Source organism: Kitasatospora indigofera (assembly GCF_014655955.1).
Taxonomy (GTDB): Bacteria; Actinomycetota; Actinomycetes; order Streptomycetales; family Streptomycetaceae; genus Kitasatospora; species Kitasatospora indigofera.
In genome coordinates this window covers 31,407-47,804 of sequence record NZ_BNBO01000001.1, presented here as the reverse complement: position 1 = coordinate 47,804, position 16,398 = coordinate 31,407, and the positions used below count along the sequence as shown (strand labels likewise).

The window sequence follows — 16,398 nt, the reverse complement described above, 5'->3', positions numbered from 1 at the left end:
CCCGCCGCCGCCCCGGCCCGGTGCCCCCAGCCCCTGGGGTTCGCCGGTTGCCCGCGCCCGCCCACGTCCCAGGAGTACCCAGCCATGATTTCCGCGAACGCCCTCGAACTGCGTGCCGGCGCCCGCGTCCTGATCGAGTCCGCCAGCTTCCGGATCGCCCCCGGCGACCGGATCGGCCTGGTCGGCCGCAACGGTGCCGGCAAGACCACCCTCACCAAGGTGCTGGCCGGCGAGGGCATCCCGGCCGGCGGCACGGTCACCAACTCCGGCCAGGTGGGCTACCTCCCGCAGGACCCGCGCACCGGCGACCTCGACGTGCTGGCCCGCGACCGGATCCTCTCCGCCCGCGGCCTCGACACCGTGCTGAAGAAGATGCGCGAGAACGAGGAGCGGATGGCCAACGGCAAGGGCGCCACCCGCGACAAGGCGATGAAGAAGTACTCCAACCTGGAGACCGAGTTCCTCACCAAGGGCGGCTACGCCGCCGAGGCGGAGGCCGCGACCATCGCCGCCGCGCTCGGCCTGCCGGACCGCATCCTCGGCCAGGAGCTGCACACCCTCTCCGGTGGTCAGCGCCGCCGGGTCGAGCTGGCCCGGATCCTCTTCTCGGACGCCGACATCCTGCTCCTCGACGAGCCCACCAACCACCTCGACGCCGACTCGATCGCCTGGCTGCGGGACTTCCTGAAGACCTACAAGGGCGGCTTCATCGTGATCTCCCACGATGTCGAGCTGGTCGAGACGGTCGTCAACAAGGTGTTCTACCTGGACGCCAACCGGGCCGCGATCGACATCTACAACATGGGCTGGAAGCAGTACAAGCAGCAGCGCGAGGACGACGAGAAGCGCCGCAAGCGCGAGCGCGCCAACGCCGAGAAGAAGGCCGCGACCCTCAACTCGCAGGCCGACAAGATGCGCGCCAAGGCGACCAAGACGGTGGCCGCGCAGAACATGGCCCGCCGCGCCGAGAAGCTGCTGGCCGGCCTGGAGCAGGTCCGGGTCTCCGACAAGGTCGCCAAGCTGCGCTTCCCGGACCCGGCCCCCTGCGGCAAGACCCCGCTGATGGCGGAGGGCCTGTCCAAGTCGTACGGCTCGCTGGAGATCTTCACCGACGTGGGCCTGGCGATCGACCGCGGTTCGCGGGTCGTCATCCTCGGCCTGAACGGCGCCGGCAAGACCACCCTGCTGCGGATGCTCGCGGGGGTGGAGGAGCCGGACACCGGCGAGGTGATCCCCGGCCACGGCCTGAAGATCGGCTACTACGCCCAGGAGCACGAGACGCTGGACCCGGAGCGGACGGTGCTGGAGAACATGCGTTCCTCCGCGCCCGACACCGACCTGGTGCAGATCCGCAAGATCCTCGGTTCCTTCCTGTTCTCCGGCGACGACGTGGACAAGCCGGCCGGGGTGCTCTCCGGCGGTGAGAAGACCCGTCTCGCGCTGGCCTCGCTGGTGGTCTCCAGCGCCAACGTGCTGCTGCTCGACGAGCCCACCAACAACCTGGACCCGGCCAGCCGCGAGGAGATCCTCGGCGCGCTGCGCGAGTTCAGCGGCGCCGTCGTCCTGGTCACCCACGACGAGGGCGCGGTCGACGCGCTCCAGCCGGAGCGGATCATCCTGCTCCCGGACGGCGTCGAGGACCTCTGGAGCCCCGCCTACGCGGACCTCGTCTCGCTGGCCTGACCGCACCGTGACCTCGGGAGCCCCCGCATTCGCGGGGGCTCTTCCCATGGGCGCGCCCGCCGGGCCGGCCGGTGGCCCCCGCCGGCCCGCCGCCGTGACCGCAGGGTGACGCCGGGTGGACGCGGGGTAGTCCATCGGTACGAGAAGATCTAGTCCTCCCGGTGTGTCCGGGAATGAAGTGGTCGGGGATTCCGTTTGTGTGGGATCTCGTAGCCCTGGCGCGGCCCCCTCGCCGGGTCGGCCGTGCTGATCAGCTCTTTCGCCGTCGGGGCGGTACTCCGAGCAGGGGCGCGTGCACCCAGCGTGAGCGCCGTAGTGCGCTGCGATCACCACCGGCCGGCCGTCCTTCCGTACATCCACCTTGTCGAATGGGTGGCCAGGACGCGGTCAATGGGTGATCATGGGAATCTGACCGAGCAACGCTACGAGGAGGCACGGGTGGCCGAGACTCTGAAAAAGGGCAGCCGGGTGACCGGTGCCGCGCGTGAGAAGCTCGCGGCCGATCTGAAGAAGAAATACGACTCCGGAGCGAGCATTCGTGCGCTGGCGGAGGAGACCGGTCGCTCGTACGGCTTCGTGCACCGCATGCTGAGCGAGTCCGGAGTCATTCTCCGGGGCCGCGGCGGTGCCACGCGGGGCAAGAACAAGGCTACTGCAGGAGCTGGTTCCTGACATTACGTCATGCCGGGCGGCGGTGCGACCGTTGAGCGGACCCGAAAGGGGGGTCGTGGTCGCCGTGCCGGAAGCCGCGCGCAGGAGCGCGGCCGAGGATCAGGACGTATCGGCGGCAGGGCGCCGGCCGGGGAGACGACGTGAGGGTCGTCCGCCCCCGGGCCGGGCGAACCGGCCGCCGATCGCCATGTCCGGCCCCGCCGGCCGGCCGGGGCGCCCGTCCGGCCGCCTCCGGCCCCGGACGCGACACGCCCCGGGCCCGCCCCCGGGGTGCCCCTGCCGTCGCCGCCGCAAGTTTGTTACTCTCCGGTAGCCGATCGGGCGGGCCGTCCTGCCGTCCGCCGGCCGTGGTCCGCCGCCACCCCTTCGGCGGCGCGTCCCCACGCGATCCCTTCACCGCCGGAGGTGCCCCATGACCGCTCCCGCCACCGACCCGCAGGCCGAGGCCTGGGAGCAGGACGGCGTCCGACTGGAGATCGACGGCGACGTCGCCCTGGTGACGCTCTGTCAGCCCAAGCGCCGCAACGCCCAGTCGCCGGCGATGTGGCGCGCGCTGGGCGCGGCCGGCCGCGATCTGCCCGGAACCGTGCGGGTGGTCGTGCTCCGGGCCGAGGGCGTCTCCTTCTCGGCCGGTCTGGACCGCGCGATGTTCACCCCCGAGGGGCTGCCGGGCGAGCGGAACTTCATCCAGCTGGCCGCCGCGGAGGACAAGGACCTCGACGACACCATCGCCGGGTTCCAGGAGGCCTTCACCTGGTGGCGGCGTTCCGACCTGATCAGCATCGCGGCCGTCCAGGGGCACGCGGTCGGCGCCGGCTTCCAGCTCGCCCTGGCCTGCGACCTGCGGGTGGTCGCCGAGGACGTCCAGTTCTCCATGAAGGAGACCTCGCTCGGGCTGGTCCCGGACTTGGCCGGCACCAAGCCGCTTACCGAACTCGTCGGCTATGCCAGGGCGTTGGAGATCTGCGCGACCGGCCGCTGGGTCGGCGCGGAGGAGGCGGTGGCCACCGGGCTGGCCAACCTGGCGGTGCCCGCCGCCGAGCTGGACGGTGCCGTCCGCGACCTCGCGGCCGCGCTGCTGGCGGCCCCGCGGAACGCGGTGATCGAGACCAAGGCGCTGCTGCAGGGTGCCGGCGCCCGCTCCTACGACGAGCAGCGTTCGGCCGAACGGGTGGCGCAGGCGCGCCGGATGCGCGACCTCGCCGGCATCGGCGACTGACCGCCCGGACGGCCGGGCGCAGGTGTCGCCGGACGGTCGCCCAGGGAAGGCCCGGCCCCGGGAGGGGTCGGGCCTTCCGCGCTTTCCGGGGGCGGGTTACGTGGCGGAATGCCAGAGTTGGGGTGATTTGCGATATAGCTGGACACGCAACGACAGGAGATCCCCCATGCCTGACACGCCGACGCCCGCAGCCCTGCACAAGACCGCCCCCGCCGGCAGCCCCACGTCCTCCTCCGGATCGTCCGGGGCGTCCGCCCCCAAGGCGTCCGCCGAGCGCGGGCGCACCGCGCTGGCCGTGGGCGTGGTGGAGAAGATCGCCGGCATGGCCGCCCGCGAGATCCCGGGCATCCACGCCCTCGGCTCGGGTCTGACCCGGACCTTCGGCGCGATGCGCGACAAGGTGCCCGGCGGCAAGTCCAGCATGGGGCGCGGCATCAAGGCCGAGGTCGGCGAGAAGCAGACCGCGATCGACATCGCCCTGGTCGTCGAGTACGGCGTGGTGATCCCCGAACTCGCCACCCAGGTGCGGGAGAACATCATCTCGGCGGTCGAGCGGATGACCGGCCTGGAGGTGGTGGAGGTGAACATCGCGGTCAACGACGTCCACCTGCCCGACGAACCGGACATCGAGGAGGAGGACGAGAGCGGCTCCACCGGCCAGCGGCCGAAGCTGCAGTAGCCGGACCGTCCCCGGCCCGACCACGCCCGACCCGCCGGGACCCCACCCGGACAGCCCGGACCCGACCCACCCGGACCCCACCCGGACCCACGAGGACCCCGGAGACACGAGGAGCAGCGGATGAACCTGGCCAGCGTCGGCCTGGTGGCAGGAATGGCCCTCGGCTTCGCCGGCTACTTCGGAGGGTTCGCCGCCTTCCTGTTGGTGGCCGTCCTCGGCGCCGTCGGGTACGTGGTGGGCCGGCTGCTGGAGGGCGACATCGACCTCGGTGACCTGGGTGACCTGCTGCGCGGCCGCGACCGGCGCCGCTGATGCCGGCCGTCCTGGCGCCGGCCCGCGGCCGGCGGGGCAGCCTGCGGGTCGCCGACCGGGTCTTCGTCAAGGTCGCCGCCCGGGCCGCCCGCGACGCCCTGGTGGTCGCCTGCCCCGGGCTGCCCTCGCCCGGCACCCCGCCCCACGTCTCCGTCTCGGTGCCGGGCCGGACCGCCACCGTCCGGGTCGGCGTGGAGCTTCCCTTCCCCGCGGACCTGGCGGCGCTGGCCCGCGCCGTCCGGGACGGGGTGGCCGAGCAGGTGGCCGCCCTCACCGGCACCCGGGTGGTCGAGGTGACCGTGCTGGTCGAACGGCTGCTGCCGACGACGGGCGGGGAGTGACATGACCCACCTGGTGGGAAGGCGGCCGCGATGACCGGACCGCGGAACGAGCCGGCCGGCGGGCCGGAGCACGAACCGGACGGCGGGCCGGAGCAGGCGCCCGCCGAACCCTCCGCCGACGGCGCGGAACCGGGCACCGGCGCCGGCCCGGCCACGGGCGCGACCGCCTCGTCGCTGGGCGGGCCGCCGCCCGGCCCGGCGGCGCAGCCGGCACCGCAGCCGGAGCCGGGGGAGGGGGCGCCGTCCGGGCCCGCGGCCGGTGGCCGGACCGGAGCGCCCCCGGCCCCCGGGGCCGCCCGGGCGGTCCGGGTCCGCCGGGAGAAGTCCCCCCGGACGGCCGCCACGGCGGTGGTCGTGGTGGCCGCGCTGGCCGTCTGCGGGCCGCTGCTCTACGACGTGATCGCGGTCCGGGCCGGCCGGCGGGCGGCGTACTGGCGGACGGAACTCGCCGACCAGCTGGCCACCCGTCACCTCGACGACCTGTGGGTGCTGCTCGGCGCCGGCGCCGCCGTCCTGCTGGGCGGCTGGCTCCTCTGGCTGGCCTTCGCCCCGGGCCTGCGCCGCTGGCTGTCGCTGCTGCCCGCCGCCACCACGGACGCCATGATCGACCGGGCCGGGGTCGGCGCCCTGCTGGTGGCGCGGGCCGACGAGGTGCCCGGCGTGGACCGCACCACCGTCAAGATCAACCGCCGGCGGGCCCGGGTCATGATCGAGGGACCCGCCGACCCGGCGGCCGTCCAGCGCGACCTGGTGGCCGAGCTGGACCGGATCACCCTGGCCCGCCCGCTCCGGCTGGAGGTGCTGACCAGCAGGATCGGCGCGGGGACACCCCGGACGGGAGGACGAGCCCGATGAACCGTTCCGGCGTCAACCGGGTGGTGCTGGCCCTGGCCGGCCTGCTGCTGCTCGCGGTCGGCCTGCTGGTGCTGGCCGGCGGGCTCGACCTCTACCGCCACCTCGGCCTGGACATGCCGGACGGATGGCCGCTCACCTCGCCCGACCAGCCGCTGCTGAGCGACTCCGCCCGCACCCGCTGGACCGACGAGGGCTGGTGGTGGCCGGTGGTGATCGGCGGCCTGTCGCTGATCGTGGTGCTGGGGATCTGGTGGCTCGTCGCCCAGCTGCGCCGGCCGGCGCCGAGCAGCCTGCCGTTGCCCGCGCCGGGCACCGGGCTGCGGCTGCGGCTGCGGACCAAGGCCCTGGAGGAGGCGCTGGAGTCGGGCACGGAGGTCCTGCCCGGGGTCGAGCGGGGGCGGATGCGGGTGGCGGGCCGCCGGACGCGGCGGCTGACCGTGCACGGCTCCGTGCTGCTCTCGCCGGGCGGCGACCCGGCGGCCCTGGTCGAGGGCTTCGACGCGGGCCCGCTCGGGCAGGCCAGGAGCAGCCTCGCGCTGACCGCCCTGCCGGCCCGGCTGCGGCTGCGGGTGGCGGCCAGGAAACCGGCCGCCACCCCCAAGCACCCGCGGGTGATCTGAGCACCCGGCCCCCCGCGGGCGGGTCAGAGCCCGCGCAGGGCGCCGCCGTCCACCGGGACCATCACGCCCGTCAGGTACGAGGCGGCGGGGGACAGCAGGAAGGCGGCGACCTTGCCGAACTCCTCGGCCGTCCCGTAGCGGCCGAGCGGGATCGCGGCACTGGCGCGGGCCCGGGCCGCCTCGGCGTCCCCGCTCAGCTCGTCCAGCTCGCGCACCCGGTCGGTGTCGATCCGGGCGGGCAGCAGGCCGACCACCCGGATCCCGCGCGGGCCCAGCTCGTCCGCCAGCGACTTCGCCGCCATCGCCAGCCCCGGCCGCAGCCCGTTGGAGACGCCCAGCCCGGAGATCGGCTCGCGGACGGAGCCGGACAGCACGAAGCCGATCACCCCGCCCTCGCCCAGCTCCGCAGCCGCCGCGCGGGCGATCCGCAGGGCGCCCAGGAACACCGACTCGAAGGCCGCCCGCCAGGTGTCGTCCTCGGCCAGCACCACCGGGCCGGCCTTCGGGCCGCCCACGCTGATCAGGACGCCGTCCAGCCGCCCGAACGCCTCCTGGGCGGCCTCGACCAGCCGGGCGGCCGCGGTGGGGTCGGCGTTGTCCGCCACCACGCCGTGCGCGTGCCCCTCGCCGCCGAGCCCGGCCACCGCCTCGTCCACCGAGGCCTGCGAGCGGCCGCTGACCACCACCCGGGCACCGTCGGCGGCCAGCTCCCGGGCGGCGGCGAAGCCGAGCCCGCGGGTGGCGCCGGTGACCACGTACACCTTGTTCTGCAGTCCAAGATCCATGGACGGTATTCTCCCCCGCCCGGAGCGGGCCCGGCGGCCTTCCGGGGGCGACGTCCCGCGGGTCGTGCGGCGGGTCGCCCGCCCGGTCGTCCCGGCCCCGGCCGGCCGGGGCCGCGGTCGTCCGCCGGGCGGGGCTGGCGTTGACGTCAGGGTCAAGGTCTACCGTCGGTCCCGGCGGCACGGCGCGGCCGGAGGGAGCACGGGCATGCGGATCGGTGAGCTGGCCAGGCGGGCGGGGACGACCACCCGGACGCTGCGGTACTACGAGTCGCGCGGGCTGCTGCCGGCCCGGCGCAGCGGCAACGGGTACCGGGCGTACGGGGAGGACGATCTGCGGCTGCTGCAGCAGATCCGGCTGTTGCAGGACTTCGGCTTCGGGCTGGAGGAGACCAGGCCGTTCGTGGAGTGCCTCCAGGCCGGGCACCCGGAGGGCGACACCTGCCCGGCCTCGCTGGAGGTGTACCGGCGCAAGCTCGCCGAGCTGGACGAGTGCATCGAGCGGCTGCGGGCCGTCCGCGCGCAGGTCGGCGAGCAGCTGGCCCGGGCGGAGTGGTCCCGGTCCGAGCTGGCGGACGCCGCCGACGCCGCGCCCGCGCCGCGCTGCGAGCTGGCGCACGAGCGGGTGCCGGCGGCCGAGTAGCGGCCGGGCAGGCAGGCAGAACAGGCAGGCACACAGACAGACCGACAGGCACACAGACCGACAGACAGACAGACAAGCAGGCAGTCAGGCAAACGGACCGGTGGCCGGGTGGCCGCCGGCAGGAGGGAGATCGGGATGGCGCAGGCAGCAATGGCCCGGGCAGCAGGGGGCACGGTCGTGACCGGGGTGGCGTCCGTCACCGACGAGTCGTTCGCCACGGAGGTGCTCGGGGCCGAGGGACCGGTCCTGGTGAAGTTCACCGCCGACTGGTGCCCGCCGTGCCGGATGATCGCGCCGGTGCTGGCCGAGGTGGCGGTGGAGCTCGCCGGGCGGCTCAAGGTGGTGCAGCTGGACGTGGACACCAACCCGGAGACCCAGGCGGCGTACGCGGTGCTCTCGATGCCCACGCTGATGGTCTTCCGGGGCGGTGAGCCGGTGATGTCGGTGGTCGGGGCGCGGGCCAAGGCCAGGCTGCTCCGTGAGCTGGCCGACGTGCTCTGACCCGGGGCTCCGGGTGGCTCAGCCGGCCACCGGCACCGGCTCGGGCCCGGCACCGGCGGTCGCGGCGGCGGCCTCCCGGGCACGGTCCTTCGCCTCGCGGCGGACCAGCACCCAGACCCCGACCGGGATCATCGCGGTGAACAGCCACCACTGGACGGCGTACGCCATGTGCGGGCCGATGTCGGAGTGGTTGGGCTCGGGCAGCAGCTCGGGCTGGCTCGCCGGGGCCGGCGTGGTGGCCGTCAGCTCCAGGTAGCCGGGGAGCACGGCGGCCCCGGTGCGCTCGCTCTGCTGGGCGCTGTTGATCAGGTTGAACTGGCGGTCCGGCAGGCCGCCGCGGTCGCGGATCCCGCTGCCCGCGGCGGTCTCGTCGGCGCGCAGCCGGCCGGTCAGCGTCACGTCCCCGGAGGGCGCCGCCGGGACGTCCGGGTAGGCGGCGGCGGAGTCCCCGGAGGCCGTCCAGCCGCGGTTGACCAGGACCTCCCCGGCGCCGTCGGCGAGCCGGAACGGGGTGATCACGAAGTAGCCGATGTTGTCCCCGCCGGCGTCCGTGCGCTTGCGGACCACGAACTCGTGCGCCGCGTCGTACTGCCCGGTCGCGGTGACCGCCCGCCAGGTGAGGTCCTTGGGGACGGCCCGGCCGGGTGCGGCCAGCGAGTCGAAGGGGACCGGCTCGGCGGTGAGCGCGTGCGCGATCAGCTCGTTGCGGGCGACCCGCGCCTCGTGCCGGTGCAGCTGCCAGAAGCCCAGCTCGATCGTGGCGGGGATCAGCAGCAGGGCGATCAGGACGGTGATCACCCAGCGCCGGGAGAGCAGAAAACGGTACACACCGGCACGGTACGCCCACCGCGTCCGCCCGCCCGACACCGGGGGTCGGTCAGGCTCCGGGGTGCGGCGCGACCTCGCGCAGCAGCTGGAGGAAGGCGTCCTCGCCGACCACCGGCGTGCCCAGGTCGCGAGCCTTGCGGGCCTTGCCGCTCCAACTGCCCGGCTCGTTGGTCACCAGCAGGCTGGTCAGCCGGCTCACCGAGGTCGCGATGTGCAGTCCGGCCTCCACCGCGCGGTCCTCCAGCACCTCGCGGTCGGTCGCGGTGTCACCGGTGATCGCCACCCGCATGCCCTGCACCAGCGGCCTGCCGTCCTGCCAGCGCCCCGGGTTCGGGTACGGGCACGGCGGGCGCTTCTTGGCCGCGCGGTACGAGGAACCGCTCCAGGAGCTGCGGCCGGGGGTCTGCGGCTCCTCCTCGCCGAGGTCGGTGACCGCCACGCAGGCCTGCAAGGGCAGCGGGACGCCCCCCTGGCGGGCCAGGTGCAGGCTCGGCCGGAAGGCCTCGGCGAGCACCCGGGCGTCGTCCAGCGCGTTGTGGGCCTGTCGCTGCTCGACCCCGAAGTACGCGGCGAGCGAGGCGAGCTTGCCGTTGGGCAGCGGCAGCCGGAGGTCCCTGGAGAGCACCATGGTGCAGAGCCGTTGGTCGACCGGGGCGCGCAGGCCGGCCCGGGAGTACTCGCGGGAGATCATGTTCCAGTCGAAGAGCGCGTTGTGGGCGACCATCACCCGTCCGCGCAGCCGCTCGGCCAGCTCGCCGGCGATCTCCGGGAAGGTCGGCGCGTCCTTGAGCACCGCGCTGGTCAGCCCGTGGATCCAGACCGGCCCGGGGTCACGCTCGGGGTTGACCAGGGTGTACCACTGGTCGGTGACCTCGCCCTCGGCGTCCAACTGGTAGACACCGGCCGAGATGACGCGGTCCGAGCGGCCGAGGCCGGTGGTCTCGACGTCCACCACCGCGAAGCCCTCGGCGGGGGCGGCGGAGCGCTGCGCCGGGACGGGGACCGTCCACGGGGCGTGGTTCGTCGGTGACTGGATCGCGTGCATGGTCAACCAGAATAAGGGCCGCGCGGCGCCGCCATGGTCCGAATGTCCGAGCGGCGGTGCCGGAATAGAGTGGTGAGCGTGTTCGCCGGACAACCCGACGAGCGTTTTCCGGCCGCCCTACCCCAGGCGGCCGCCTCCCCCGAAGGACGTTCCCCCATGCGCGCCACCGTGATCCACGGCCCCAACGACATCCGGGTCGAGGAGGTGCCCGACCCCGTGATCCAGCACCCCACCGACGCCGTCGTGCGGGTGGTCAACGCCTGCATCTGCGGCAGCGACCTCTGGGCGTACCGCGGCGTCGCGGCCCGGGTGGCCGGTCAGCGGATCGGGCACGAGTTCCTCGGGATCGTCGAGGAGACCGGCTCCGAGGTGCGCGACTTCCGCCGCGGCGACTTCGTGGTCGCCCCCTTCGTCTGGTCGGACGGCACCTGCGACTACTGCCGCGAGGGCCTGCAGACCTCCTGCCCGCACGGCGGGTTCTGGGGCCAGGTCGGCTCGGACGGCGGGCAGGGCGAGGCCGTCCGGGTGCCCTTCGCCGACGGCACGCTCGTCCAGCTGCCCAAGGAGGCGGCCTCGGACGAGAAGCTGCTGCCCGGCCTGCTCGCCCTCTCCGACGTGATGGCGACCGGGCACCACGCCGCCGTCACGGCCGGGGTGCGGCCGGGCGCGACCGTCGCGGTGGTCGGCGACGGCGCCGTCGGGCTCTGCGGCGTGCTGGCCGCGCACCGGCTCGGCGCGGGCCGGATCATCGCCCTCGGCCGGCACCAGGCCCGGACCGACATCGCCCGCAAGTTCGGCGCCACCGACGTGGTCGCCGCCCGCGGCGAGGAGGCCGTCGAGGCGGTCCGCGAGCTGACCGGCGGTCAGGGCGCGCACGCCGTGCTGGAGGCGGTCGGCACCGAGGAGTCGATGCGGACCGCGATCTCGATCGCCCGAGACGGCGGCGCGGTCGGCTACGTGGGCGTGCCGCACGGCGGCAGCGCGGGCGTGGACATCGGCCAGATGTTCGGCCGCAACGTTTCGCTGCGCGGCGGCGTCGCCCCGGCCCGCGCGTACATCCCCGAGCTGCTGCCGGACGTGCTCTCCGGCGCGATCGACCCGGGCCTGGTCTTCGACCGCACGGTCGGCCTGGAGGGCGTGCCGGACGGTTACCGCGCGATGGACGACCGGTCGGCGCTGAAGGTGCGGATCGCCTTCTAGGGCCTGTCCGGGCGGTACAGGATCGGGGTGGCCCCGGGACCGGGGCCACCCCGATCGCCTGTCCGAACCTGACGTGTTTCGGCCAATTGGCGAGCGCTCCTGGGTGAAGATCCGGCTGATCGTGCTCGTTCTCTTCTCGCGGCCCACCGGCCACTCCTAACATCGGCGGCGCACAGCCGAACTGTGACGCCCCTCACGTCCGGTCGTTCCACCGTGCGCACCGCCCCGACGAAGGAGTCAGGAGAGACCGAGTGGAATCACCGCCGCCGACCAGCACCGAGCAGCCGTCCGTCCAACGGATCGAGGAGACCGCGGAGTTCCGCGAACTGCGCCGCTCCTTCCGGAGTTTCGCCTTCCCCGTCACCATCGGCTTCATCCTGTGGTACCTGCTGTACGTCCTGCTCTCCAGCTACGCCCCGGCCTTCATGGCCACCAAGGTCGTCGGACACGTCAACGTGGCGCTGGTGCTGGGCCTGCTGCAGTTCGTCACCACCTTCGCCATCGCCGCCTGGTACGCCCGGTACGCCGACCGCCGGCTCGACCCGCCGGCCGCCGCCATCCGCGCCCGCTACGAGGCCGCCACCGTCCACGCGCCCCGGGAGGCCGGCGAATGAGCACCCACCTGGTCACCGGTCAGCTGCCCGTGAGCCGGCTGGCGGGCAGTCAGCTGGCCACCGCCGCGACCGAGCACCGCGGCCTGACGATGACGCTGTTCGGCCTGTTCGTCCTCGCCACCCTGGGCATCACCGTCTGGGCCGGCCGGCAGACCAAGGACGCCTCCGACTTCTACGCCGGCGGCCGCGGCTTCACCGGGTTCCAGAACGGCCTGGCCATCTCCGGCGACTACATGTCGGCCGCCTCCTTCCTCGGCATCGCCGGCGCCATCGCGCTGTTCGGCTACGACGGCTTCCTGTACTCCATCGGCTTCCTGGTGGCCTGGCTGGTGGCCCTGCTGCTGGTGGCCGAGCCGCTGCGCAACTCCGGCCGCTACACGATGGCCGACGTGCTGGCCTTCCGGATGCGCCAGCGGCCGGTGCGGACCGCCGCCGGCATCTCCACCATCGTGGTCTCGATCTTCTACCTGCTCGCCCAGATGGTCGGCGCGGGCTCCCTGGTCGCCCTCCTGCTGGGCGTCGAGGGCGGCGCGGCCAAGCGCTGGACGATCGTCGCGGTCGGCGCGCTGATGGTCGTCTACGTCGCCATCGGCGGCATGAAGGGCACCACCTGGGTGCAGATCGTCAAGGCGGTGCTGCTGATCGCCGGCACCGCGCTGATGACCGTCCTGGTGCTCGCCAAGTACCACTTCAACGTCTCGGCCCTGCTCGGCGCCGCGGCCGACGCCAGCGGCAAGGGGGCGCACTTCCTGGAGCCCGGCCTCAAGTACGGCGTCACCGGCACCACCAAGCTGGACTTCCTCAGCCTGGGCCTGGCGCTGGTGCTGGGCACCGCCGGACTGCCGCACATCCTGGTCCGCTTCTACACCGTTCCCACCGCCCGGGCCGCGCGCAAGTCCGTGCTCTGGGCGATCGGCATCATCGGCGGCTTCTACCTGATGACGCTGGCGCTGGGCTTCGGCGCGGCGGCCCTGGTCGGCCCCAAGGTGATCAAGGCCTCCAACGCGGCCGGCAACACCGCCGCGCCGCTGCTGGCCGAGAAGCTCGGCGGCGGCGCCGGTTCCACCGGCGGCGCGATCCTGCTCGCGGTGATCTCGGCCGTCGCGTTCGCCACCATCCTCGCCGTGGTCGCCGGGCTGACCCTGGCCTCCTCGGCGTCCTTCGCGCACGACCTCTACGCCAACGTGATCCGGCGCGGCAAGGTCAGCGAGAAGGAGGAGGTCCGCTCCGCCAAGCTCGCGGCGGTCGCCATCGGCGCGGTCGCCATCGTGCTCAGCATCTTCGCCGAGAAGCTCAACACCGCCGCACTGGTCGCACTGGCCTTCGCGGTGGCCGCCTCGGCGAACCTGCCCACCCTGCTCTACTCGCTGTTCTGGAAGCGCTTCAACACCAGGGGCGCGGTCTGCTCGGTCTACGGCGGCCTGCTCAGCTCGGTGCTGCTGGTGGTCTTCTCCACCGTCGTCTCCGGCAAGCCCACCTCGCTGCTCCCGCACGCCGACTTCCACTGGTTCCCGTTGGAGAACCCCGGCCTGGTCTCCATCCCGCTCGGCTTCCTGCTCGGCTGGATCGGCACCCTGCTCTCCAAGGAGGAGGCCGACCCGGCGAAGTACGCTGAACTGGAGGTCCGCTCCCTCACCGGACTGGGCGCGCACTAGTTTTCCCACCGGACGGACGCCACCCGGCGGTGGCCGTCCCTGCGGTTAAGCTGGCCCGGCCCGCCGTGATGGCGGCCGGGCCGGCCGTACTCCAGGGAAGGGGCCCGCCGTGCTCCTCGACACCTTCGGCCGACAGGCCGTCGACCTGCGCGTCTCGCTCACCGACCGGTGCAACCTGCGCTGCACCTACTGCATGCCCGAGGAGGGCCTGCAGTGGCTGGCCAAGCCGGAGCTGCTCACCGACGAGGAGATCGTCCGGCTGGTCTCGATCGCCGTCCGCGACCTGGGCGTCCGCGAGGTCCGGTTCACCGGCGGCGAGCCGCTGCTGCGCCCCGGGCTGGTCGGCATCGTCGCCGCCTGCGCGGAGCTGGCGCCCCGCCCGGAGATCTCGCTCACCACCAACGGCATCGGCCTGGCCCGCACCGCCACCGCCCTGCGGGCCGCCGGACTGGACCGGGTGAACGTCTCGCTGGACACCCTGGACCCGGACACCTTCCACACCCTGACCCGCCGGCGCCGCCACCACGACGTGCTGGAGGGCCTGGCCGCCGCCGAGGCCGCCGGGCTGACCCCGGTGAAGCTGAACGCCGTCCTGATGCGCGGCGTCAACGACCACGAGGCGGCCGGCCTGCTCGGCTGGTGCCTGGAGCGCGGCTACGAACTGCGGTTCATCGAGCAGATGCCGCTGGACGCCCAGCACGGCTGGGACCGTTCGCAGATGGTCACCGCCGAGGAGATCCTCGGCCGCCTCGCCGAGGCCTTCGAGCTCACCGCCGAGCCCTCGGCGGCCCGCGGCGCCGCGCCGGCCGAGCGCTGGCTGGTCGACGGCGGGCCGGCGAGCGTCGGGGTGATCGCCTCCGTCACCCGGCCGTTCTGCCGGGCCTGCGACCGCACCCGGCTGACCGCCGACGGCCAGGTCCGCAACTGCCTGTTCGCCACCGGGGAGACGGACCTGCGGACCGCCCTGCGCTCCGGTGCGGCGGACGCCGAGATCGGCGCGCTCTGGAAGGCCGCGATGTGGGGCAAGAAGGCCGGGGCCGGCATCGACGACCCCGAGTTCCTGCAGCCGGTGCGGCCGATGTCGGCGATCGGCGGCTGACGGCCGGGGCCCGGGCCGGTCAGGCCCCGGGGGGTGCGGCCGGCGGCTGCGCCTGGGTCATCGCCTCGGCCTGTGGCGGGGCCTGTGCCCCGGCCTGTGCCTGCGCCTCGGCCGCGGTCCACTCGGCGAACGGCAGGACCTCCTTGAGGAAGCCCCGCACGCTCAGGAACTGGGAGAGGTGCTCGCGGTGCTCGTCGCAGGCCAGCCAGGTCTTGCGGCGGTCCGGGGTGTGCAGCTTGGGGTTGTTCCACACCAGCACCCAACGGGCGTCGGCCCGGCACCCCTTGCCCGAGCAGATCGGGTTCTCCGGTTGCCCCGCCGCGCCGGCGAAGAGGCTGAGCGAGGGCTGCTGGTCGTCCTGGGGGTTCATCGCGGGCCGTCCTGTGGCGTCGGGGCCCTCCGGCTCGGGGGAGGGGCGGGAGTGTGCACCGCCAGTCTCCCGCACCCGTCGGGCGGGCTTCCCGCCCACCTGCCGGCCGGTCCGCCGGCACCCTGGCCGCCTGCGGGCATGGCGACGCCGGGCAGCCACGGGGGGAGCCGCCCGGCGTCGGTCCGTCGCTCCGACGGGGGATGCGGAGCGCGTACGCAGTATGTCACGGCTGAGACCCCTTTCGGGGGCCTCTTTCATGATTAATCTGAGGCTGGTTTGAGCTTTCCGGCGGACTAGACGTAGGTAATCCGGATGAAACGGACAGTCACTCGTCCACGGGTCCGGGTGCCGCCGGCGCGGCCCCGCCGCCGCCCGTTCCGCCCGGCCCCAGCATCAGCGGGGTCTCGGCCGGGACGGCGAAGGTGCTCGGCAGTCCGGGGGCCTTCTCCCGGCCGGCGTTGGCGATCAGCACCGCGAAGTAGGGCAGCAGCACACCGCCGGCCAGGGCGACGAAGGCGACGTACCGCTGGACGTCCCAGAAGATCACGGCGAGCAGTACGCAGAGGGTGCGGACCAGCATCGAGACGACGTAGCGGCGCTGGCGCCCGCGGACGTCCTCGGTCAGACTGCTCCGCGCTCCGGTGATCCGGAAGACCGGTCCGCCGCCGCCGCTCTTGCCCATGTCCTACCGCCTTCGTCCGCACCCGCACGCCTTGCCGCGCGGCCCTCCTCACGGTACGCCGCGCAGGCGCCGCGCAGGAGAGCGGGGGAGCAGCCGGACCGCGCGCCCACCCCGGTGCCGGTACGGGCCGGGCCGTCCGTCCGGGGTGCGGCCGGGCCGCCCGGCGCCAAGACTGTGAGCTGCAAGGGGAACGCCACCGGCCGTCGGCGGCCCCGATCCCTGGGAGCTGGCATGTGGGCAATCGTCTCGGCACTGATCGAAGGGCTGGTCCTCGGTGTGATCGCCCGGCTGCTGATCCCGGGCAAGCAGGACGTCCCGCTCTGGCTCACCATGATCCTCGGCATGATCGGTGCGATGATCGGGAACGGTGTGGCACACGTCTTCGGGGTCGCGGACACCGGCGGGATCGACTGGTGGCGCCACCTCTTCCAGCTGGGCGCGGCGATCGTGGTGATCGCGACGGTCGCGCCGCTCTGGGCGGGCCGCAAGCAGCACTGACCCCGAGCGGCCACGGCCGGACCGACCGGTCCGGCCGGGGCGCTCAGGTCAGGTCAGGTCAGGTCAGGTCAGGTCAGGTCAGGTCAGGTCAGGTCAGGTC

At 73.9% G+C, this 16,398-nt stretch carries 20 protein-coding genes; 15 read left to right on the top strand and 5 right to left on the bottom strand.

Annotation, left to right across the window (positions count from 1 at the left end):
* Positions 1-84: 84 nt before the first annotated feature.
* From IE329_RS00235 to IE329_RS00200, 8 genes are all read left to right on the top strand, one after another.
* Entirely contained in the window at positions 85-1,683 is a 1,599-nt protein-coding gene (locus tag IE329_RS00235; RefSeq protein ID WP_190208679.1) for an ABC-F family ATP-binding cassette domain-containing protein, read from the top strand.
* A 438-nt stretch (positions 1,684-2,121) separates the two neighbouring features.
* Positions 2,122-2,355 (top strand): helix-turn-helix domain-containing protein, encoded by a 234-nt coding sequence (locus tag IE329_RS00230; protein ID WP_030059940.1) that lies wholly within the window; start codon positions 2,122-2,124, stop codon positions 2,353-2,355.
* A 412-nt stretch (positions 2,356-2,767) separates the two neighbouring features.
* A complete protein-coding gene (locus IE329_RS00225; RefSeq protein ID WP_190208678.1) occupies positions 2,768-3,574 on the top strand; it encodes an enoyl-CoA hydratase/isomerase family protein in 807 nt (268 codons plus the stop codon).
* A gap of 166 nt (positions 3,575-3,740) precedes the next feature.
* Positions 3,741-4,253 carry an Asp23/Gls24 family envelope stress response protein gene (locus IE329_RS00220; RefSeq protein WP_190208677.1) on the top strand — a complete coding sequence of 171 codons (513 nt, stop codon included), beginning with the start codon at positions 3,741-3,743 and terminating at the stop codon, positions 4,251-4,253.
* 120 nt (positions 4,254-4,373) lie between these two features.
* Positions 4,374-4,565: a hypothetical protein gene (locus IE329_RS00215; protein ID WP_190208676.1), complete on the top strand. Its 192-nt coding sequence runs from the start codon at positions 4,374-4,376 to the stop codon at positions 4,563-4,565.
* A complete protein-coding gene (locus IE329_RS00210) occupies positions 4,565-4,906 on the top strand; it encodes an Asp23/Gls24 family envelope stress response protein (RefSeq protein ID WP_190208675.1) in 342 nt (113 codons plus the stop codon). Before IE329_RS00215 ends, IE329_RS00210 begins: the two co-directional genes overlap by 1 nt.
* A gap of 30 nt (positions 4,907-4,936) precedes the next feature.
* A complete protein-coding gene (locus IE329_RS00205) occupies positions 4,937-5,761 on the top strand; it encodes a DUF6286 domain-containing protein (RefSeq protein ID WP_190208674.1) in 825 nt (274 codons plus the stop codon).
* The gene (locus IE329_RS00200) at positions 5,758-6,381 is read left to right on the top strand and encodes an Asp23/Gls24 family envelope stress response protein (RefSeq protein ID WP_190208673.1); all 624 of its coding nucleotides are present in this window, start codon (positions 5,758-5,760) and stop codon (positions 6,379-6,381) included. The genes IE329_RS00205 and IE329_RS00200 overlap by 4 nt, the downstream gene beginning before the upstream one ends.
* 23 nt (positions 6,382-6,404) lie before the next feature.
* Here IE329_RS00200 and IE329_RS00195 read toward each other — a convergent pair whose 3' ends face one another.
* Positions 6,405-7,166, bottom strand: a complete 762-nt coding sequence (locus IE329_RS00195; protein WP_190208672.1) for an SDR family oxidoreductase — start codon at positions 7,164-7,166, stop codon at positions 6,405-6,407.
* A 205-nt stretch (positions 7,167-7,371) separates the two neighbouring features.
* On the opposite strand from IE329_RS00195, the gene IE329_RS00190 reads away from it, so the two are divergent.
* Both IE329_RS00190 and trxA read left to right on the top strand, forming a co-directional pair.
* Positions 7,372-7,806 (top strand): MerR family transcriptional regulator, encoded by a 435-nt coding sequence (locus tag IE329_RS00190; protein ID WP_190208671.1) that lies wholly within the window; start codon positions 7,372-7,374, stop codon positions 7,804-7,806.
* Between the two features lie 135 nt (positions 7,807-7,941).
* Positions 7,942-8,307, top strand: a complete 366-nt coding sequence (trxA, locus tag IE329_RS00185) for a thioredoxin (protein WP_308438317.1) — start codon at positions 7,942-7,944, stop codon at positions 8,305-8,307.
* An 18-nt stretch (positions 8,308-8,325) separates the two neighbouring features.
* Here the strand turns inward: trxA and IE329_RS00180 are convergent, their stop codons facing one another.
* Positions 8,326-9,135, bottom strand: a complete 810-nt coding sequence (locus IE329_RS00180) for an SURF1 family cytochrome oxidase biogenesis protein (protein ID WP_190208670.1) — start codon at positions 9,133-9,135, stop codon at positions 8,326-8,328.
* Between the two features lie 49 nt (positions 9,136-9,184).
* Positions 9,185-10,180 (bottom strand): DEDDh family exonuclease, encoded by a 996-nt coding sequence (locus tag IE329_RS00175; RefSeq protein ID WP_190208669.1) that lies wholly within the window; start codon positions 10,178-10,180, stop codon positions 9,185-9,187.
* A 156-nt stretch (positions 10,181-10,336) separates the two neighbouring features.
* Here IE329_RS00175 and IE329_RS00170 point away from each other — a divergent pair, with 156 nt between their 5' ends.
* The 4 genes from IE329_RS00170 (at position 10,337) to moaA (ending at position 14,748) form a co-directional block, all read left to right on the top strand.
* The gene (locus tag IE329_RS00170; protein WP_190208668.1) at positions 10,337-11,380 is read left to right on the top strand and encodes a zinc-dependent alcohol dehydrogenase family protein; all 1,044 of its coding nucleotides are present in this window, start codon (positions 10,337-10,339) and stop codon (positions 11,378-11,380) included.
* A 251-nt stretch (positions 11,381-11,631) separates the two neighbouring features.
* On the top strand, positions 11,632-11,994 hold the full coding sequence (locus IE329_RS00165; RefSeq protein WP_190208667.1) for a DUF485 domain-containing protein: 363 nt from the start codon (positions 11,632-11,634) through the stop codon (positions 11,992-11,994).
* Between the two features lie 89 nt (positions 11,995-12,083).
* A complete protein-coding gene (locus IE329_RS00160; RefSeq protein WP_229927093.1) occupies positions 12,084-13,649 on the top strand; it encodes a solute symporter family protein in 1,566 nt (521 codons plus the stop codon).
* A gap of 109 nt (positions 13,650-13,758) precedes the next feature.
* A complete protein-coding gene (moaA, locus tag IE329_RS00155) occupies positions 13,759-14,748 on the top strand; it encodes a GTP 3',8-cyclase MoaA (RefSeq protein ID WP_190208665.1) in 990 nt (329 codons plus the stop codon).
* 19 nt (positions 14,749-14,767) lie between these two features.
* On the opposite strand, the gene IE329_RS40170 is transcribed toward moaA, so the two are convergent.
* A complete protein-coding gene (locus IE329_RS40170) occupies positions 14,768-15,118 on the bottom strand; it encodes a hypothetical protein (protein WP_229927039.1) in 351 nt (116 codons plus the stop codon).
* Between the two features lie 325 nt (positions 15,119-15,443).
* Positions 15,444-15,800, bottom strand: coding sequence for a DUF3099 domain-containing protein (locus IE329_RS00145; protein WP_190208664.1), 357 nt, complete (start codon positions 15,798-15,800; stop codon positions 15,444-15,446).
* Positions 15,801-16,031: 231 nt separating this feature from the next.
* Between IE329_RS00145 and IE329_RS00140 the strand changes: the two genes are divergently transcribed.
* Entirely contained in the window at positions 16,032-16,298 is a 267-nt protein-coding gene (locus IE329_RS00140; RefSeq protein WP_190208663.1) for a GlsB/YeaQ/YmgE family stress response membrane protein, read from the top strand.
* Positions 16,299-16,398 lie beyond the last annotated feature (100 nt).

Coding starts and splice junctions, on each gene's coding strand:
- IE329_RS00235 (WP_190208679.1), top strand. CDS start 85: ATGATTTCCGCGAACGCCCTCGAACTGCGTGCCGGCGCCCGCGTCCTG.
- IE329_RS00225 (WP_190208678.1), top strand. CDS start 2,768: ATGACCGCTCCCGCCACCGACCCGCAGGCCGAGGCCTGGGAGCAGGAC.
- IE329_RS00220 (WP_190208677.1), top strand. CDS start 3,741: ATGCCTGACACGCCGACGCCCGCAGCCCTGCACAAGACCGCCCCCGCC.
- IE329_RS00215 (WP_190208676.1), top strand. CDS start 4,374: ATGAACCTGGCCAGCGTCGGCCTGGTGGCAGGAATGGCCCTCGGCTTC.
- IE329_RS00210 (WP_190208675.1), top strand. CDS start 4,565: ATGCCGGCCGTCCTGGCGCCGGCCCGCGGCCGGCGGGGCAGCCTGCGG.
- IE329_RS00205 (WP_190208674.1), top strand. CDS start 4,937: ATGACCGGACCGCGGAACGAGCCGGCCGGCGGGCCGGAGCACGAACCG.
- IE329_RS00200 (WP_190208673.1), top strand. CDS start 5,758: ATGAACCGTTCCGGCGTCAACCGGGTGGTGCTGGCCCTGGCCGGCCTG.
- IE329_RS00195 (WP_190208672.1), bottom strand. CDS start 7,166: ATGGATCTTGGACTGCAGAACAAGGTGTACGTGGTCACCGGCGCCACC.
- IE329_RS00190 (WP_190208671.1), top strand. CDS start 7,372: ATGCGGATCGGTGAGCTGGCCAGGCGGGCGGGGACGACCACCCGGACG.
- trxA (WP_308438317.1), top strand. CDS start 7,942: ATGGCGCAGGCAGCAATGGCCCGGGCAGCAGGGGGCACGGTCGTGACC.
- IE329_RS00175 (WP_190208669.1), bottom strand. CDS start 10,180: ATGCACGCGATCCAGTCACCGACGAACCACGCCCCGTGGACGGTCCCC.
- IE329_RS00170 (WP_190208668.1), top strand. CDS start 10,337: ATGCGCGCCACCGTGATCCACGGCCCCAACGACATCCGGGTCGAGGAG.
- IE329_RS00160 (WP_229927093.1), top strand. CDS start 12,084: ATGACGCTGTTCGGCCTGTTCGTCCTCGCCACCCTGGGCATCACCGTC.
- IE329_RS40170 (WP_229927039.1), bottom strand. CDS start 15,118: ATGAACCCCCAGGACGACCAGCAGCCCTCGCTCAGCCTCTTCGCCGGC.
- IE329_RS00145 (WP_190208664.1), bottom strand. CDS start 15,800: ATGGGCAAGAGCGGCGGCGGCGGACCGGTCTTCCGGATCACCGGAGCG.
- IE329_RS00140 (WP_190208663.1), top strand. CDS start 16,032: ATGTGGGCAATCGTCTCGGCACTGATCGAAGGGCTGGTCCTCGGTGTG.